Source organism: Ruegeria sp. D4, assembly GCF_056534475.1.
This window is the reverse complement of sequence record NZ_JBQFPJ010000003.1, coordinates 235956-252750: the sequence shown is the minus strand read 5'-3', so window position 1 is coordinate 252750 and position 16795 is coordinate 235956. Positions and strand designations below refer to the sequence as shown.

The window sequence follows — 16795 nt, the reverse complement described above, 5'->3', positions numbered from 1 at the left end:
GGTACATTTGTGGAATTAGCCTGTCGAGCAGAAACGCGACTCGGGAAGAGGAAAAATCATGTCCGGGAATGAATTGCCGTCACAGGCCCGTGTGGTCATCGTCGGAGGCGGTGTTATGGGGGTCGGTCTGGCCTATCATCTGGCGCATGAAGGGTGGGGCGGTGATACCGTCCTGCTGGAGAAGGCTGAACTGACCAGCGGCAGCACCTGGCATGCGGCGGGCCAGATCACGCATTCGACCTCGAGCTTTGGGCTGGGCAAATGCGTGGACTACAACATCGGCCTGTATTCCGGCCAGCTGGAGGCTGAGGCCGGCCAACCCGTCACATGGCATGGCTGCGGCTCGTTCCGGCTGGCCTATACCGAGGACGAGATGGACTGGTTGCGCCACACGTTGTCGGTGGGCCGGTCGCTGGGGTTCAACATCGAGCTGGTCGGCCCCGAGAAGGTCGCCGAGCTGCATCCGTTCTATAATCTCGAGGGCGTTCTGGGTGCGCTCTATACGCCAGATGACGGGCATGTGGATCCGACCAATGTAACAATGGCGATGGCGACCGGCGCGCGTCAGAAAGGCGTGCGAATCTTCCGCAATTGCCGCGCCACCAACATCACGCAGGCCGAAAATGGCGAGTGGGTGGTCGAGACCGAGTTGGGCGCAATCACCTGCGAGCATGTGGTGAACGCGGGCGGTACCTATGCCCGGCAGATGGGTGAATGGTCCGGTTTGCAACTGCCGATGACCTCGATGACCCACCATTACTTCGTGACCGAGCCGGTGCCGGAGTTCCAGAACCTGGATAAGGAGCTGCCGGTGATCCGCGATGACCGCAAGGTCTCGGGCTATATCCGGATGGAGCAGCAGCGCGGGCTGATCGGGATCTATGAGAAGGAAAACCCGAACTCGGTCTGGCACGATCATTGCCCGTGGGAATACGAGAACTGGCTGTTCGACGCGGATTACGACCGGGTGATGCCGTGGCTAGAGGAAAGCCTGAACCGGATGCCGATTTTTGCCGAGCTGGGTATTCAGCGCGATGTGCATGGGGCGATCTCGCATCCGCCGGATGGCAACCCTCTGATCGGGCCCGCGCCCGGTGTTCGGAACTACTGGTGTTGCTGCGGGACCCAGATCGGGATCGGCTGGGGGCCGGGTCTGACCCGCGAACTGGCGCGCTGGATGGTGCATGGCGCTGCTGATATTTCGATGCGCGAGTATGACCCGCGACGGTTTGGCAGCTATGCCAACAAGGACTGGCAGGTGATCAAGGCGGAAGAGGACTATTGCCTGCGTCACGAAGTACCCTTTCCGCATTTCAACCGTCTGGCGGGGCGCCCGATCAAGCCGTCCCCTTTGTATGAGTTGCTGAAATCCAAAGGCGCGGTGCACGAGGAGGTCTATGGTTTCGAACGCCCCCGCTGGTTCGCGCGGGACGGCGTGGAGCAGCGCGATCACTATTCCTTCCGCCGTACACCTGCCGATGACATGGTCGCGGCTGAAGTCAAAGCGGTGCGCGAACGCGTGGGTATCATGGATGTCACCGCCTTCACCAAGGTCGAGGTTTCGGGGCCAGATGCCTACGCCCTGCTGGACCGGCTGACCGCCAACCGGATGCCGCAGAAGGTCGGCTCGATCACGTTGACCCATATGTTGAACCGGCGTGGGCGGATCGAGTTGGAGACGACTATTGTCCGTATGGCCGAGGATCGGTTCTATCTGGTCTGCGCGGCGTTCTTCGAACAGCGCCTGCTGGATCATCTGGCGCAACAGCGCGCAGTTGAGGATGTGCAGATCACCGCATTGTCCGCAGACTGGTCGGCCCTGTCGCTGAACGGCCCCCGCTCGCGGGACGTGTTGGCGCGTTGCACCGACGCCGATCTGTCCAATGCCGGGTTCCGCTGGCTGTCCGCGCAGGAAATCACCATAGCGGGCCACAAGGTCTGGGCCTTCCGTATGTCCTATGCCGGTGAGCTGGGCTGGGAACTGCACATGCCCAACGCCGCCTGCCTGGATGTCTACAACGCGTTGTGGGTGGCAGGCGAGGCCCATGGCATCACCGATTATGGCAGCTTTGCCATGAACGTGATGCGGATGGAGAAGGCCTTCAAGGGCGCGGGTGAACTGACCAACGAGGTCACGTTGGCCGAGGCAGGCGTGCTGCGCTTTGCCCAGACGGACAAGGACTATCTGGGTAAGGACAAGACCCTGAACACTGACCTGCCCTGGGTGTGTGCATATCTCGAAATCGAGCCGGATGGTGTTGCGGATGGCCATGGTGGAGAAGCTGTGGTGCTGGACGGGCGTGTCGTGGGGTCGACCGCTTCGGTGGTCTATGGTCACACAGTCGGTAAGATCCTGGCCTTTGCCTATGTCAAACCCGACGCGGCCGCGCCCGGAACCGCAGTAGAGGTCGTGATCCACGGCAAGCCCCGCGCGGGCCGGATTCTTGGTCAGCCGGCCTATGACCCCGAAAGCCTGTTGCCCCGCACAGACGCAATAATGGAGACCGCGTGATGAGCCTGCCCGATACGATGAAAGCCATGGTCACGATGGGTCACGGCGGGCTGGAGCAGATGGTGCTGCACACGGACTGGCCGCGCCCGGACCCCGCCGCCGGAGAAGTTCTGATCAAGGTCGCCGCCTGCGGTCTGAACAACACTGACGTGAACACGCGATCCGGCTGGTACTCCAAAACCGTCTCTGAGGCGACCACCGGAGGTGCTTTCGAAGAAGTCAGTGAGGACGACCCGACATGGGGCGGCGCGCCGATCACCTTCCCCCGCATTCAAGGGGCCGATATCTGCGGTGAAATCGTGGCCGTCGGTGAAGGCGTTGACCCTGCCCGTATTGGCCAACGTGTCATCACCGATGGCTGGTTGCGGGACCCTGCCGACCCGGAAAACATGGACAAAACCGGCTATTTCGGTTCGGAACGCGATGGCGGATTTGCCGAATACGCGACCACGCTTGCGGTTAACGCTGTGCCGATCAACTCGGGCCTTTCGGATGCCGAATTGGCGACGTTCTCGTGTTCTTACTCCACCGCCGAAGGCATGCTGACCCGCGCCAACGTGACCGAAAAAGACACGGTGCTGGTGCCCGGCGCGTCCGGCGGTGTTGGGGGCGCTTTGGTCCAGTTGGCCAAGCGCCGCGGTGCGCGCGTGATCGCGCTGGCGTCCGAGGCGAAGCATGCCGATGTGGCCGAACTGGGGCCCGATGTGATCCTGCCGCGCGCGCCGGAAAACCTGCGGGCGGCGCTGGGCGACGAGAAGATCACCGTGGTTGCCGATGTGGTGGGCGGGCCCTACTGGCCGACCCTGATCGACATTTTGGAACGAGGTGGTCGGTATACCTGTTCCGGCGCCATTGCGGGCCCGATGGTCGAGTTTGACCTGCGGACTTTCTATTTGCGCGACCTGACCTTTACCGGCTCGACCGTGATCGACCCGCAGGTAATGCGGAACCTCGTGAAGTATATCGAAGCCGGAGAGATCAAGCCCGCGCTGGCCGCGACCTTTCCGCTGGAAAAGTTGCGCGAGGCGCAGGCCGCCTTCATCGCCAAACAACACACCGGCAATATTGTGGTGATCCCATGACGCTTGATGACGTACTGGAAGCGGCCCGGTTGGAGCATCAGGCGCATCCTGATCTTGCCGCTTTCGGGGCCTGGCCCGATGATCTGACTCCCACAGGTCTGCAGCCTGCGCCGATACCGGCGACCGATCTGGTGCGTGACTTTGCCGAGGACGTCGGGGAGCCGACCCGCGATCTGGTCGCGGCGATCAAGGCGACGGCGCATCTGGCGCAGTGGAAGCTGACCTATACCGAAGAGGAGGTCGGCGCGGATTTCCTGAACCGCTTTGGGTACTACGAACTCTTTGGTCCGACAGGGCATTTCCACTCGACTCAGCTGCGGGGCTACGTCGCGTATTGGGGTGCCGGCCTGAACTATGACTGGCATAGCCATCAGGCTGAGGAGCTGTATCTGACCCTGGCGGGCGGGGCGGTGTTCCGGGTCGACGGAAACGAGGCCTTCGTCGGCTCTAACGAAACGCGGCATCACGAAAGCTGGCAAAGCCACGCCATGACCACGACAGAACAGCCGATCCTGACCTTTGTCCTGTGGCGCGGCGACGGGATGGGCGATCTGCCCAGAATGGACGCTGCATGAAGATCAACCGTATCCGCGTCTTCCAGACCGGGCTGCCCTATGTAGGTGGCACGTATGTCTGGGGTGCGGGCAACGCGATTGAAACCGCTATTGCGTCGGTGGTCGTGATCGACACCGATGCCGGATTGCAGGGCTGTGGGGAGTTCACGCCCTGTGGCGAGAACTACATGGTGGCGCATTCCGAAGGTGTTCCTGCACTCGCACGTCTGGTGGCACCAAAGCTGCTGGGGGAAGACCCGCGTCAGGTCGGGCGGATCGAACGGCTTCTGGATCATCTGGTGCAGGGGCACGGCTATGCCAAGGCCCCGTTCGATGCCGCATGCTGGGATATTCTGGGGCAGGCCTGTGATCAACCGGTGTGGATGCTGCTGGGCGGTAAGCTAACCGACGGTGCGCCGATGTACCGGGTGGCCCCACAAAAGGCGGTGGACGAGACCGTGGCCGAGATGGCTCGCTACCGGGATCAGGGCTATCGCCAGTTTCAGGTCAAAGTCGGGGGCGATTGGGCCAGCGACATCGACCGCATACGCAGTACAGTGCCTTTGCTGAAACCGGGCGAAAAGGCCATGGCCGATGCCAACCAAGGCTGGCGCGTGGACAATGCGATCCGGGTGGCGCGTGCCACGCGTGATCTGGATTTCATTCTGGAACAGCCCTGCCGCACCTATGAAGAATGCCAGCAGGTGCGCCGTGTCGCCGAACAGCCGATGAAGCTGGACGAATGTCTGACCGGCATCCACATGGCGCAGCGGATCGTGGCGGATCGCGGGGCCGAGATCTGCTGTCTGAAGATCTCGAACCTCGGGGGGCTCAGCAAGGCGCGGCGCGTGCGGGATTATCTGGTCGATAACCGAATTCCGGTGGTCAGTGAGGATACCTGGGGTGGCGAGATCACATCCTCGGTCCTGGCGCATTTCGCGGCCTCGACCCCGGCAGAGTATCTGCAGAACACCACCGATCTGATGAATTACAACACCAGGTCGACCGGAATCGGCGGTCCGGCGTCGCGGGATGGCAAGCTTTACGCCTCTGATACGCCAGGACTGGGCGTAACCCCTGATTTCGAAAGCCTCGGCGCGCCGATAGAGGAGTTCCGCCTATGAGACCACAAGCAACGGCTACTCAAATGATTGACGACGCCCGTGTTCGGGTGACGCGATTTGACTTTGCGCCCGGTGGGGAAACCGGATGGCATCGGCACGAGATGGATTATGTCATCACCGCCATCTCCGATTGCCACATGCGGCTGGAATTGCCCGATGGCTCGGTCAATGACGTGACGGTCCCGGCCGGATCCGCGTATCGGCGCGATGAAGGGGTCGAGCATAACGTTATCAATATCGGGGACAGCCCCATGTCCTTTGTCGAAGTGGAACTGAAATGAAGATCACCCGGATATCGGTCTATCACGTCGATCTGCCGTTGGAGCATCCCTATTGGTTGTCCGGCGGGCGGCTCAAGTTCGAGGTGCTGGATGCAACGCTGGTCAAAGTCGAAACGGATGAGGGCCTGACCGGCTGGGGCGAGGGCACGCCCTGGGGCCACACGTACGTGCCCGCGCACGGGCCGGGTATCCGCGCGGGAATCGAGACGATGGCGCCCTTCGTTCTGGGCCTGGATCCGCGCAAAGTGTTGGATGTGGAACGTGCCATGGATCTTGCCTTACCCGGACATCTCTATGCAAAAAGCCCGATCGACATGGCCTGCTGGGACATCGCCGGTCAGGCGGCGGGCCTGCCCATTGCCGACCTTATGGGCGGCGGATCACGAACACCGCGTCCGATTGCTTCGTCCGTGGGTGCGAAGACCGTGGAGGAAACCCGCGCGGTGATCGAGCGCTATCGCAGCCGGGGCTACATCGCCCATTCGGTGAAAATTGGTGGAGATGTCGAACGCGACATTGCCCGTGTTCGCGATGTCGAAAGCATCCGGCGACCGGGTGAGATCATCCTTTATGACGTCAACCGGGGTTGGACCCGGCAACAGGCGCTGCGGGTGATGAGTGCCTGCGAGGACCTGAACGTCACGTTCGAACAACCCGGCGAGACGCTGGATGATATCGCCGCTATCTCGGGCCGTCATGCCTCGCCCGTGTCAGTCGACGAAAGCCTCGTCACCCTGCAGGACGCCGCCCGCATTGCCCGCGATGGCCTGGCCGAGGTGTTCGGGATCAAGCTGAACCGTGTCGGCGGCCTGACCAAGGCGGCGCGGATTCGTGATATCGCGCTGGCCCATGGTATCGACATGTTCGTGATGGCCACGGGCGGGTCGGTTCTGGCGGACACCGAAGCGCTGCATCTGGCCGCGACCATCCCGGATGACAACTGCCACGCGGTCTGGGCCTGTCAGGATATGATCACCCTCGACATCGCTGGCGGGCGCGGTCCGCGTAACATTGATGGCTACCTGCATCTGCCCGAAACGCCCGGCCTTGGTGTTTCGCCGGACGAGGATGCGCTAGGCGATCCGGTCGGAGCCTACCAATGAGGATCACCAAGATAACGCTCTGGTCTGTCGACCTGACAAGTCACGAAACCTATCACATGGCCGAGGGCAAGACCTGCGCGACAGTCAAAAGTCATATCCTGTGTCTGGAAACGGATACCGGCTTGAAAGGCTGGGGCGAGGTCTGCCCGATCCCGCATTACCTTCCCGCCTATGCCGATGGGGTTCCCGCAGCTGTGGCCGAGATGGGGTCGGAAATTCTTGGCATGTCTCCTTTCGGGGTCGATGCGCCCATGCGCAAGCTGGATGGGTTTCTGCAGGGGCATCTCTATGCCAAATCCATCGTGGATCTGGCGCTGTGGGACCTGTTTGGCAAGGCCTCGGGTCAGCCGGTCTATGCGCTGCTGGGCGGGCGGACACAGGCGGATATGCCGCTGTACCACTCGATTACCTGCATCGCGCCAGATGACATGGCGCGGATCGCCAAGACCGCTTACCAGACCGGCATTCGCCAGTTTCAGGTCAAGCTGGGCGTCGAAGGCGACTGGCAGGCTGACGCCGAGCGGCTGATCAAGGTGCGCGAGGCCGTGGGGTCGGGACCGCTGGTTTATGGCGACTGGAATTGCGGGGCATCGCGGCTGCAGGCGACGCGCACGGGCCGGGCGGTGGCGCATCTGGATGTGATGCTGGAACAGCCCTGCAAAACGCTAGAGGACTGCGCGGCGGTGCGCCAGGCCACCGGCCTGCCGATGAAGATCGACGAAAACGCTCATGATCTGGCCTCGCTGTTGCAGGCGCATGCGCTGGGCTGCATGGATGCCGTCGCTTTGAAAATCTCGAAATTCGGCGGGCTGTCGGCCATGCGCCGGGCGCGGGATCTGACCGTGCATCTGGGGGCCGAGATTTGCGCCGAATGCACCTGGGGGTCGGATATCGTGACGGCGGCAGCGCTGCATTTCGCGGCGTCGACACCGGCTGCGTCGCTGATGAATACCTGCGACCTGTCTTCCTATGTCTCCCCGCGCGTCTGCCCGGACGCACCAAACCGTGAAAATGGCCGGATTGCCCCGCCTGAGGGTCCGGGGTTAGGTGTTACACCGGACCCGGAGGTTCTTGGCTCCCCAATATTGGAGATCGTTTGAGATGCTGAAAATCAATACGCAATCCGAATGGATCGCCCGCGCGAACGAGGTTCTTCCCGCCGGCGGGTTTGGCAATTTCGATCCGGGTATCATCATCGCCCGCGGCGAAGGCAGCCGCGTCTGGGATGAGGATGGCAAGGAATATGTCGATTACCTGATCGGCTCGGGGCCGATGCTGCTGGGCCATGGCCACCCCGAGGTGATGGAGGCGGTGCTGGAGCAATTGCCCAAGGGTATGACCTTTTTTGCCAACAATGCAAAGGGTGTCGAGCTGGCCGAAGCGATTGTCGATGCGGTGCCGTGTTGCGAGCAGATCCGCTTTGTCGCCTCGGGCGGTGAGGCGGATATGTATGCGATCCGGCTGGCCCGCGCCTATACCGGTCGCGACAAGATCCTGAAATTCGAAGGCGGTTATCACGGTATGAGCGCCGAGGCGCAGATGAGCCTGGCACCCAGCCGCGAGGTCAACTTCCCACAGGCCGTGCCCGACAGCGCCGGTATCCCGCAGGGCGTGGCCGACCAGATGCTGATCGCGCCTTTCAATGATCTGGAGGCGGTGTCGAACCTGTTGAATGAACATGACGACATTGCGGCCATCATGGTCGAGCCGCTGCAGCGGATCATCCCGCCTGAACCGGGATATCTGCAGGGGCTGCGCGATCTGTGCGACAAGCACAGTGTTCTGCTGATCTTCGATGAGATCGTGACCGGGTTTCGTCTGGCCTATGGCGGTGCGCAGGAGAAATACGGTGTGACGCCCGATATCTGCACGCTGGGCAAGATCACCGGTGGCGGTTTTCCCCTGGCGGCTCTTGGTGCCAGCGCCGAGATCATGAAGCATTTCGACAAGGCGAAGGTGGGCGAAGAGGGCTGGCTCATGCAGTTGGGCACGCTGTCCGGCAATCCGATCGCGTCCGTGGCCGGTTTGAAAACCATGGAGGTTCTGCGCCGCGACGGTGTCTATGACAAGCTGCGCGCAACCGGAAAGGCGCTACAGACCATGCAGTCTGAAGCGCTGAGCGCCGCCGGTATCCCACACCGGATTTGCGGCGATGAGACACTGTTCGACATCTATTTCACCGCCAACACTTGCCGGGACTACCGCAGCGCGAAACATGATGATCCCCAGCGCAACGTCGTCTACAACGCCGCCTTGCGCGAGGCGGGTATCTTCAAGGCGCCGGGCAAGCTGTACCCGTCGCTGGCCGTGACCGAGGCTGATCTGGAACACACACGTGCGGCGGTGGCAAAGGCGGTTGCGGCCATCGTCTAAGGGTTTTGGCGTCCTGCGATCAGGTTTGCCCGGGCTTGCGCAATGGCCGGTGTTCTGCGCAAGTCGCATCTGAGTGGTGTCCCGGGATACCGCTCTTCAGGATCGAACCCAACAAGCTTGGTCCCCAGAAATGTCGCAGATCATATTCTGCACCCGCCGGACTGGGCCGAAGCCATGAAACAGGGGCTGAGACACCATGACATGCTGTTTGTCGGCGTGCACTGCCCGGTGCCTGAGCTGATCCGCAGAGAGGCAGCCCGCGGTGACCGTCCGCCCGGCAGCGCGGAACAGGACCAGCGGACAATTCACAAAGGCCGGCAATACGATCTGGAGGTCGACGCGATGGACGGGGTGGATGCCAACGTGGACGCGATCCTTGCGGCGTGGCGCAGCGGCACGCGCAAATCAGAATTCGCGATCTAGCGTTGGGGGGCTTGACGTTTAGCCGCGCGGCTGTGCCGCCGGGTAGACGCCCAGAATTTCAACGTTGGTCGTGAAGTGTTCCAGCTCGTCCATGGCCAATTGCACGTTGCGGTCCTCGGGGTGCCCAACGATGTCGGCGTAGAACTGGGTCGCGGTGAACGAGCCGTCGATCATATAGCTTTCCAGCTTGGTCATGTTGATGCCGTTTGTCGCAAAACCGCCCATCGCCTTGTAAAGGGCGGCCGGGATGTTGCGCACCTGAAACACGAAGCTGGTGATCATGCCGTGATCCCCGCGTGGCGTCAGGTCGGACTGCCGAGACATGACCAGAAACCGGGTGGTGTTGTTGTCGCGGTCCTCGATATGGCGGGCCAGCACGTTCAGGCCGTAGATTTCTGCCGCAAGCTCGCTGGCAAGGGCCGCCGAATGCAGCTCGGCCTGTTCTGAAACCTCGCGCGCGGCACGGGCGTTGTCGGGGCTGACGCGGCCGCGAATGCCATGTTCCTTCAGAAATTCCGCGCATTGCGGAAGCAGCACCAGATGCGAATGCGCCTCGGTGATGTCTTCAAGCTTTGCGCCCGGAACGCCCAAAAGGTTGATGTGGACGCGCACGAAGGCCTCATCGATGATGTGCAGCCCGCTGTGCGGCAGCAGCCGGTGAATGTCGGCCACCCGGCCATAGGTCGTGTTCTCGACCGGCAACATCGCCAGATCCGCGTCACCGGCGCGAACCGATTCGATCACATCCTCGAAAGTGCGGCAAGGCAGGGCCTCCATATCGGGGCGCGCGTTGCGGCAAGCTTCGTGGCTGTAGGCGCCGGGCTCACCCTGAAATGCGATGCGATTGGTCATTTGGTCGATTCCGTGCAACAAGTTCTTGATTTGGGCGTTTAGTCGCGGTGTCTATACCTTGCCTCTTGCAAGGGGAAGCCTTAGACACCCCGCAGACAGCTGAAATGGACTCGCGATCAATGTTCGACACGATGACAGTTACCAAGGCCGCCGCAGGCCTGTTCGGCACCTTCCTGGTGCTTCTTCTGGCCAAATGGGGGGCAGATGTTCTCTATAGTGTAGATGCCCATGGCGCCGAAGCCGCCTATGTCATCGAAACCGAAAGCTCGGGCGAAAGCGCCGACGGCGAAGAAGTGGTATTCGAGGACATGCTGGCAGCGGCCGATCCTGAAAAGGGTGCGAAGGTATTCCGCAAGTGCACCGCCTGCCACAAGCTGGAAGACGGCGCCAACGGCACTGGCCCATATCTGTACGCGATTGTGGATCGTCCGGTTGCGTCCGCCAAGGGCTTTACCGGCTATTCCGCATCCATGCAGGCCCATGGCGGCAACTGGACGCCAGAGGCGCTGGATGCCTTCCTGACAAGACCCAGCAGCTACATTTCCGGCACCTCGATGAGCTTTGCCGGCCTGAAGAAGCCGCAGGAACGTGCCGACCTGATTGCCTATCTGCAGACCATCGGCAACTGATCGGCCGATCGGATGAACCGAATTCAAAGCCGCTGCCCCGTGCAGCGGCTTTATTTTTTGTCTAAGGACAACTTCACAATCCGTTCACGCGTTCTAAACTTGCAACTTACAGTTCTGGCCTTTTAGCTGTCGGTCACAACAATGAAGACGGAAACGACCAAGAGGATGAGCACCATGAAATCCCTTCTGTCCAGTAATCTCAAATTGCACGCCCGGTCCTGGGCTGCCGTTGTGGGGGTTTCTGCCGCTCTGGTCGTGGGGGCCGCGAATCTGGCCGGGGCCGTTGAGGAGGGCGTGACGCGCAGCCACGGGTATTCCTATTTTGGCAATCTCGACTACCCGCCCGATTATCCGCATCTGAACTATGTCAATCCCGAAGCCCCCAAGGGGGGCGAGCTGTCGCTGGCGGGGTCTGGCACCTTCGACTCGCTTAATCCTTATTCGCGCAAGGGCCGCGCCGGGGCGCTGACGTCGATCCAGTATGATGCGCTGATCGACAGCGCGTCAGACAGTGTGGGGCAGTATTACGGTCTGCTTGCACACAGCATGGAGTATGATGAAGGGCGCAATTACGTGATTTTCCACATGCGACCGGAGGCGACGTTTTGGGATGGAACACCGGTGACAGCCGAGGATGTGGTCTACAGCCATCGCCTGTTCATCGAGCAGGGGTTGCCATCTTATGCGCAGGCCGTCGGTCGCATGGTGACAGGGGCCGAAGCGCTGGACGATTACACGGTGAAATTTTCCTTTAGCCCGGAAGTGACGCGCCGCGGGCTGATCGAAACGGTCGGGTCGACGCCGGTATTCTCGAAAGCCTGGTTCGAGGCTGACGAATCCCGCCGTCTGGACGAGCCCCGGCTTGAGGTTGCCGTGGGGTCCGGGCCTTACAAACTGGACAGTTACGACATCAACCGGCGCATCGTCTACAAACGCCGGGACGATTACTGGGGCAAGGATCTGCCGATCAACGTTGGCCGCAACAACTACGACACCATTCGTATCGAGTATTTCGCCGATCAGACTGCCGCGTTCGAGGGGTTCAAGGCTGGTGAATACACCATGCGGATCGAAAGTGACCCCAAGCTTTGGGCCTCGAGCTATGATTTTCCGAAGCTGACCCAAGGAACGGTCGTCCGCGATGAGATTGCGGATGGCAGCCCTCCGACGCCTTCCGGGTTTGTGTTCAATCTGGGTAAACCGCAATTCGAAGACAAAAAGGTGCGGCAGGCGCTGGCGCTGGCCTTTAACTTTGAATGGGCCAATGAATCGCTGATGTTCGGCTTGAACGCACCGCGCAATTCCTTTGTTCAGGACACCCATATTGAGGCCAAGGGGCCGCCGGAGGGGGCTGAACTGGCCTTTCTGGAAAACCTTGGCGATATCGTGCCGGATGAGGTTCTGAGCGAACCGGCCCTGGTAATGCACGAGTCCAGTTCGGCGCGCCTGAACGATCGGCGAAACATGCGGGCGGCCTCGAAGCTGCTGGATGAGGCTGGCTGGCCGGTTGGAGATGGCAATCTGCGCCGAAACGAACAGGGTCAGACGCTGAAGGTGAACATTCCTTATTCTTCCAGCATTCCGACCTCGACCGCGACGATGATCGAGACCTTTGTTCAGAACCTGCAGGCCATTGGTGTGGATGCAACGGCGGAAAAGGTGGATCCGTCGCAATACACGCTGCGCCGGCGCGAGCGGGACTATGACATGATCCATTCCACCCAGTACGGGGCATTCCTGTCCACGGGTGGCGGGCTCAGCCAGATGTACGGCTCGAAAGAGGCTGCGTTCAGCCTTTTCAATCCGGCCGGTCTGGCCAGCCCATTGGTGGATGCGGTGATCGAAGCCTCGTTCGATACCACGAATCAGGCAGAACAGGACGCGGCGTTGATGGCGCTTGACCGCGTGTTGCGGTATGAGTTTTTCGTGATCCCGGATGGATACGTTGCGGACTATTGGACGGCTTACTACGACATGTATGAATACCCGGAAAACCTGCCTCCGTTCAGCCTTGGTTATCTGGATTTGTGGTGGATCAATCCGGAAAAAGAGGCGGCTCTGAAAGCGAAAGGCGCGCTGCGATAACATGGGCGCGTATATTCTAAGACGCCTGTTGCTGGTCATTCCGACCCTTCTGGGCATCATGATTGTTAACTTCACGCTGGTGCAGTTCGTGCCGGGCGGGCCGGTTGAACAGATCATCGCCCAGATCGAAGGGCAGGGCGATGTGTTTGCCGGATTTGCAGGCGGTGGCGATTCCGGGGCGGCCTCGGAACCTGCCGGGGGCGCCTTTGACGACAAATATGTCGGCGCGCGGGGGCTGCCGCCTGAATTCATTGCCGAACTGGAGAAAGAGTTCGGCTTCGACAAGCCTCCGCTCCAGCGCTTTCTGAGCATGATGGGCAACTACCTGACGCTGGATTTCGGCGAGAGCTATTTCCGGTCCATCAGCGTCATCGATCTGGTGCTGGAAAAGATGCCGGTTTCGATCTCGCTGGGTCTTTGGTCGACCCTGATCGCCTATCTGGTGTCGATCCCGCTGGGCATCCGCAAAGCCATCAAGGACGGATCGACCTTTGATACCTGGACCAGCGGAACCATCATTGTGGCCTACGCCATTCCCGGTTTCCTGTTCGCCATCCTGCTGCTGGTGCTGTTTGCGGGCGGATCCTACTGGCAGATTTTCCCGCTGCGGGGGCTGACATCGGACAATTGGGACAGCCTCAGCCTGATTGGCAAGATTGCGGACTATTTCTGGCACATTGCCCTGCCGATCATTGCGCTGACGATTTCGGCGTTTGCAACGCTGACGCTGCTGACCAAGAACTCGTTCCTGGATGAAATCAAGAAGCAATATGTGATGACCGCCCGCGCCAAGGGCCTGAGCGAGCGCAAGGTTCTGTACGGTCATGTGTTCCGCAATGCGATGCTTATCGTGATTGCGGGCTTTCCGGCGGTGTTCATCGGGGTGTTCTTTGGCGGCTCGATCATCATTGAGACCATATTCTCGCTGGACGGGCTGGGACGGTTGGGGTTCGAGGCCGCGGTGGCGCGTGATTACCCGGTAATATTCGGCACGCTGTTCATCTTTGGTCTGATGGGGCTGGTGGTCGGCATCATCAGCGATCTGATGTACGTGGTGGTCGACCCGCGCATCGATTTCGAAAAGCGGGAGGGGTAAATGGCGCTGTCCCCACTCAACCAGCGCCGCTGGCGCAACTTCCGGCGCAATGGTCGCGCGTTCTGGTCGCTGATCATCTTCTCGGTTCTGTTCGGCCTGTCGCTGTTCGCCGAGTTCATCGCCAACGACAAACCGATTCTGGTGAAATACCGGGGCGAGTTCTTCACGCCGGTGTTCAATTTCTACGCCGAAACCGAATTTGGCGGGGATTTCCAGACCGAAGCCATTTATCGCGACCCCGAGGTGAGATGCCTGATCGACAGCGGTGGTCTTGATCAGTGTTTTGACGATCCCGAGCGGATCATCGAAGAAATCGATGCCGGCACTTTTCAGGCGGACGGGTTCGAGCGGGGCTGGGCGATCTGGCCGCCAATTCCGTACTCCTACAATACCAGTGTCGACCGGCCGGGTGCGGCACCGCTGCCGCCGAACGGGCAGAATCTGCTGGGCACCGACGACACCAAACGTGATGTTCTGGCGCGCGTAATCTACGGGTTCCGGCTGTCTATCCTGTTCACGCTGGTCGTCACCGGCGCGGCCAGCCTGATCGGGGTGTTTGCAGGGGCCATCCAGGGCTATTTCGGCGGCTGGCTGGATCTGATCTTTCAGCGGATCATCGAAATCTGGTCCGCGACACCGTCGCTCTATGTCATCATAATCATGTTTGCGGTTCTCGGGCGAAGTTTCTGGTTGCTGGTCATCCTGATGATCCTGTTCAGCTGGACCGGGCTGGTCGGGGTTGTGCGGGCGGAATTCCTGCGTGCGCGCAACCTTGAATATGTCCGCGCGGCCAAGGCGCTCGGCGTCGGCAACATGACGATCATGTTCCGGCACATGTTGCCCAACGCGATGGTGGCCATGCTGACCTTCATGCCATTTATCGTGACCGGCACCATCGCGGGGCTGGCCAGCCTTGATTTTCTGGGTTTCGGCCTGCCGTCCTCGGCCCCGTCACTGGGCGAACTGACCTTGCAGGCAAAACAGAACCTGCAGGCGCCGTGGCTGGCCTTCACCGCGTTCTTCACCTTTGCCATCATGCTGTCGCTGCTGGTTTTCATCTTTGAAGGCGTGCGGGATGCGTTTGACCCCAGAAAGACGTTTTCATGAGCTTGTTGGATGTGAATAACCTCAGGGTCTCGTTCCGGCAGGACGGGCAGGTTTCCGCGGCGGTCAGGGGTGTGTCCTTCACCGTCGACCGGGGCGAAACGGTCGCGCTGGTTGGGGAATCGGGGTCGGGCAAGTCTGTAACGGCGCTGAGCACGGTTTCACTTTTGGGTGACAGCGCGATTGTCGAAGGTTCGGTCACGTATGAAGGTCAGGAAATGATCGGCGCGTCCGAGGACAGGCTGATGGATGTGCGCGGCAACGATATCAGTTTCATCTTTCAGGAGCCGATGACCTCGCTCAACCCGCTGCACACGATCCAGAAGCAGATGGCCGAGTCGCTGGCCCTGCATCAGGGTGTAACCGGCGACGAAGCGCGCGAACGGATTGTGGAACTGCTGATCAAGGTTGGCATCCGCGACCCGAGGGATCGGCTGGACAGTTATCCGCACCAGTTGTCCGGCGGACAGCGCCAGCGGGTGATGATCGCGATGGCGCTGGCCAACAAGCCGGACATCCTGATTGCGGATGAGCCGACAACCGCGCTGGATGTCACAATTCAGGCGCAGATCCTGGAGTTGCTGGCTGACCTGCAGAAGTCCGAAAACATGGGGATGCTGTTCATCACCCACGATCTGGGTATCGTGCGGCGGATCGCCGACCGGGTGTGCGTGATGAAGGACGGCGAGATTGTCGAAACCGGCGTGACCGCCGAAATCTTCGACAACCCGCAGCACCCCTACACGCGCAAGCTGCTGGCGGCGGAACCGTCGGGCGAACCCGATCCGGTGGCCGCCGATGCCGAGGAAGTGGCGCGGACGAACCACCTGAAAGTGTGGTTTCCGATTCAGCGCGGGTTCTTCAAGCGGACGGTGGGCCATGTGAAGGCCGTCAACGATGCGACGCTGTCGGTGCGCGCGGGTGAGACGCTGGGGATCGTGGGCGAAAGCGGGTCGGGCAAGACCACGCTGGCACTGGCGATCATGCGGCTGATTGCCTCTGAAGGCGGGATTACATTCCGCGATCAGGACGTGCGCCGCTGGTCCACGCGTGAATTGCGCCGTCTGCGCAAGGATATGCAGATCGTGTTTCAGGACCCGTTCGGCAGCCTCAGCCCCCGCATGACCTGCCAGCAGATCATTGCCGAGGGCTTGGCGATCCACAACGTTGACCCGCACCGCGCGCCGCGCGAACTGGTGGCCGAAGTGATGACCGAAGTCGGTCTGGACCCGGCGGCGATGGACCGGTATCCGCACGAGTTTTCCGGCGGTCAGCGTCAGCGCATCGCCATCGCGCGGGCCATGGTGCTGCGGCCCAAACTGCTGGTGCTGGATGAGCCGACCAGCGCGCTGGACATGACGGTGCAGGTGCAGATCGTCGATCTGCTGCGCGATCTGCAAAAGAAATACGGGCTGGCCTATCTGTTCATCAGTCACGACCTGAAGGTGGTGCGCGCCATGTCGCACAACGTTATCGTTATGCGAAATGGCGACGTGGTCGAGATGGGCCGGGCCGAGGACCTGTTCGAGAATGCCCAGACCGATTACACCCGAGAACTGATCGCGGCGGCGGGCTGA

At 60.9% G+C, this 16795-nt stretch carries 15 protein-coding genes; 14 read left to right on the top strand and 1 reads right to left on the bottom strand.

Annotated elements, in window-relative coordinates; translation table 11 throughout:
- Positions 1–58 precede the first annotated feature (58 nt).
- Genes ACR0MI_RS07120 through ACR0MI_RS07080 form a run of 9 tightly spaced genes read left to right on the top strand, consistent with a single transcriptional unit; the run spans position 59 to position 9452 of the window.
- Complete coding sequence (locus ACR0MI_RS07120) at positions 59–2512, top strand: FAD-dependent oxidoreductase (protein ID WP_480853992.1); 2454 nt, start codon at positions 59–61, stop codon at positions 2510–2512.
- The gene (locus ACR0MI_RS07115) at positions 2512–3594 is read left to right on the top strand and encodes an alcohol dehydrogenase family protein (RefSeq protein WP_480440651.1); all 1083 of its coding nucleotides are present in this window, start codon (positions 2512–2514) and stop codon (positions 3592–3594) included. The genes ACR0MI_RS07120 and ACR0MI_RS07115 overlap by 1 nt, the downstream gene beginning before the upstream one ends.
- A complete protein-coding gene (locus tag ACR0MI_RS07110) occupies positions 3591–4169 on the top strand; it encodes a dimethylsulfonioproprionate lyase family protein (protein WP_170613626.1) in 579 nt (192 codons plus the stop codon). Before ACR0MI_RS07115 ends, ACR0MI_RS07110 begins: the two co-directional genes overlap by 4 nt.
- Entirely contained in the window at positions 4166–5272 is a 1107-nt protein-coding gene (locus tag ACR0MI_RS07105; protein ID WP_170619175.1) for an enolase C-terminal domain-like protein, read from the top strand. Before ACR0MI_RS07110 ends, ACR0MI_RS07105 begins: the two co-directional genes overlap by 4 nt.
- Positions 5269–5553: a cupin domain-containing protein gene (locus ACR0MI_RS07100; RefSeq protein ID WP_170613622.1), complete on the top strand. Its 285-nt coding sequence runs from the start codon at positions 5269–5271 to the stop codon at positions 5551–5553. The genes ACR0MI_RS07105 and ACR0MI_RS07100 overlap by 4 nt, the downstream gene beginning before the upstream one ends.
- Positions 5550–6656, top strand: a complete 1107-nt coding sequence (locus tag ACR0MI_RS07095; protein ID WP_170613620.1) for an enolase C-terminal domain-like protein — start codon at positions 5550–5552, stop codon at positions 6654–6656. Before ACR0MI_RS07100 ends, ACR0MI_RS07095 begins: the two co-directional genes overlap by 4 nt.
- Entirely contained in the window at positions 6653–7756 is a 1104-nt protein-coding gene (locus ACR0MI_RS07090; RefSeq protein WP_170613618.1) for an enolase C-terminal domain-like protein, read from the top strand. Before ACR0MI_RS07095 ends, ACR0MI_RS07090 begins: the two co-directional genes overlap by 4 nt.
- Position 7757: 1 nt before the next feature.
- The gene (locus tag ACR0MI_RS07085; RefSeq protein WP_170613616.1) at positions 7758–9029 is read left to right on the top strand and encodes an aminotransferase class III-fold pyridoxal phosphate-dependent enzyme; all 1272 of its coding nucleotides are present in this window, start codon (positions 7758–7760) and stop codon (positions 9027–9029) included.
- A gap of 42 nt (positions 9030–9071) precedes the next feature.
- On the top strand, positions 9072–9452 hold the full coding sequence (locus ACR0MI_RS07080; protein ID WP_170613614.1) for a phosphotransferase-like protein: 381 nt from the start codon (positions 9072–9074) through the stop codon (positions 9450–9452).
- Between the two features lie 18 nt (positions 9453–9470).
- On the opposite strand, the gene ACR0MI_RS07075 is transcribed toward ACR0MI_RS07080, so the two are convergent.
- Entirely contained in the window at positions 9471–10304 is an 834-nt protein-coding gene (locus ACR0MI_RS07075) for a prephenate dehydratase (protein ID WP_170816766.1), read from the bottom strand.
- A gap of 119 nt (positions 10305–10423) precedes the next feature.
- On the opposite strand from ACR0MI_RS07075, the gene ACR0MI_RS07070 reads away from it, so the two are divergent.
- From ACR0MI_RS07070 to ACR0MI_RS07050, 5 genes are all read left to right on the top strand, one after another.
- On the top strand, positions 10424–10933 hold the full coding sequence (locus tag ACR0MI_RS07070) for a c-type cytochrome (RefSeq protein WP_170613798.1): 510 nt from the start codon (positions 10424–10426) through the stop codon (positions 10931–10933).
- A gap of 174 nt (positions 10934–11107) precedes the next feature.
- Entirely contained in the window at positions 11108–13018 is a 1911-nt protein-coding gene (locus ACR0MI_RS07065) for an extracellular solute-binding protein (RefSeq protein ID WP_170613610.1), read from the top strand.
- A gap of 1 nt (position 13019) precedes the next feature.
- Complete coding sequence (locus ACR0MI_RS07060) at positions 13020–14114, top strand: microcin C ABC transporter permease YejB (RefSeq protein WP_170613608.1); 1095 nt, start codon at positions 13020–13022, stop codon at positions 14112–14114.
- Positions 14115–15221: an ABC transporter permease gene (locus ACR0MI_RS07055; RefSeq protein WP_170613606.1), complete on the top strand. Its 1107-nt coding sequence runs from the start codon at positions 14115–14117 to the stop codon at positions 15219–15221. It abuts the gene before it with no gap.
- Positions 15218–16795, top strand: coding sequence for an ABC transporter ATP-binding protein (locus tag ACR0MI_RS07050; RefSeq protein WP_170613604.1), 1578 nt, complete (start codon positions 15218–15220; stop codon positions 16793–16795). The genes ACR0MI_RS07055 and ACR0MI_RS07050 overlap by 4 nt, the downstream gene beginning before the upstream one ends.

What these genes read in the sequence shown, in the direction of transcription:
- ACR0MI_RS07120 (WP_480853992.1), top strand. Translation starts at nt 59, where the DNA reads ATGTCCGGGAATGAATTGCCGTCACAGGCCCGTGTGGTCATCGTCGGA.
- ACR0MI_RS07115 (WP_480440651.1), top strand. Translation starts at nt 2,512, where the DNA reads ATGAGCCTGCCCGATACGATGAAAGCCATGGTCACGATGGGTCACGGC.
- ACR0MI_RS07110 (WP_170613626.1), top strand. Translation starts at nt 3,591, where the DNA reads ATGACGCTTGATGACGTACTGGAAGCGGCCCGGTTGGAGCATCAGGCG.
- ACR0MI_RS07105 (WP_170619175.1), top strand. Translation starts at nt 4,166, where the DNA reads ATGAAGATCAACCGTATCCGCGTCTTCCAGACCGGGCTGCCCTATGTA.
- ACR0MI_RS07100 (WP_170613622.1), top strand. Translation starts at nt 5,269, where the DNA reads ATGAGACCACAAGCAACGGCTACTCAAATGATTGACGACGCCCGTGTT.
- ACR0MI_RS07095 (WP_170613620.1), top strand. Translation starts at nt 5,550, where the DNA reads ATGAAGATCACCCGGATATCGGTCTATCACGTCGATCTGCCGTTGGAG.
- ACR0MI_RS07090 (WP_170613618.1), top strand. Translation starts at nt 6,653, where the DNA reads ATGAGGATCACCAAGATAACGCTCTGGTCTGTCGACCTGACAAGTCAC.
- ACR0MI_RS07085 (WP_170613616.1), top strand. Translation starts at nt 7,758, where the DNA reads ATGCTGAAAATCAATACGCAATCCGAATGGATCGCCCGCGCGAACGAG.
- ACR0MI_RS07080 (WP_170613614.1), top strand. Translation starts at nt 9,072, where the DNA reads ATGGCCGGTGTTCTGCGCAAGTCGCATCTGAGTGGTGTCCCGGGATAC.
- ACR0MI_RS07075 (WP_170816766.1), bottom strand. Translation starts at nt 10,304, where the DNA reads ATGACCAATCGCATCGCATTTCAGGGTGAGCCCGGCGCCTACAGCCAC.
- ACR0MI_RS07070 (WP_170613798.1), top strand. Translation starts at nt 10,424, where the DNA reads ATGTTCGACACGATGACAGTTACCAAGGCCGCCGCAGGCCTGTTCGGC.
- ACR0MI_RS07065 (WP_170613610.1), top strand. Translation starts at nt 11,108, where the DNA reads ATGAAATCCCTTCTGTCCAGTAATCTCAAATTGCACGCCCGGTCCTGG.
- ACR0MI_RS07060 (WP_170613608.1), top strand. Translation starts at nt 13,020, where the DNA reads ATGGGCGCGTATATTCTAAGACGCCTGTTGCTGGTCATTCCGACCCTT.
- ACR0MI_RS07055 (WP_170613606.1), top strand. Translation starts at nt 14,115, where the DNA reads ATGGCGCTGTCCCCACTCAACCAGCGCCGCTGGCGCAACTTCCGGCGC.
- ACR0MI_RS07050 (WP_170613604.1), top strand. Translation starts at nt 15,218, where the DNA reads ATGAGCTTGTTGGATGTGAATAACCTCAGGGTCTCGTTCCGGCAGGAC.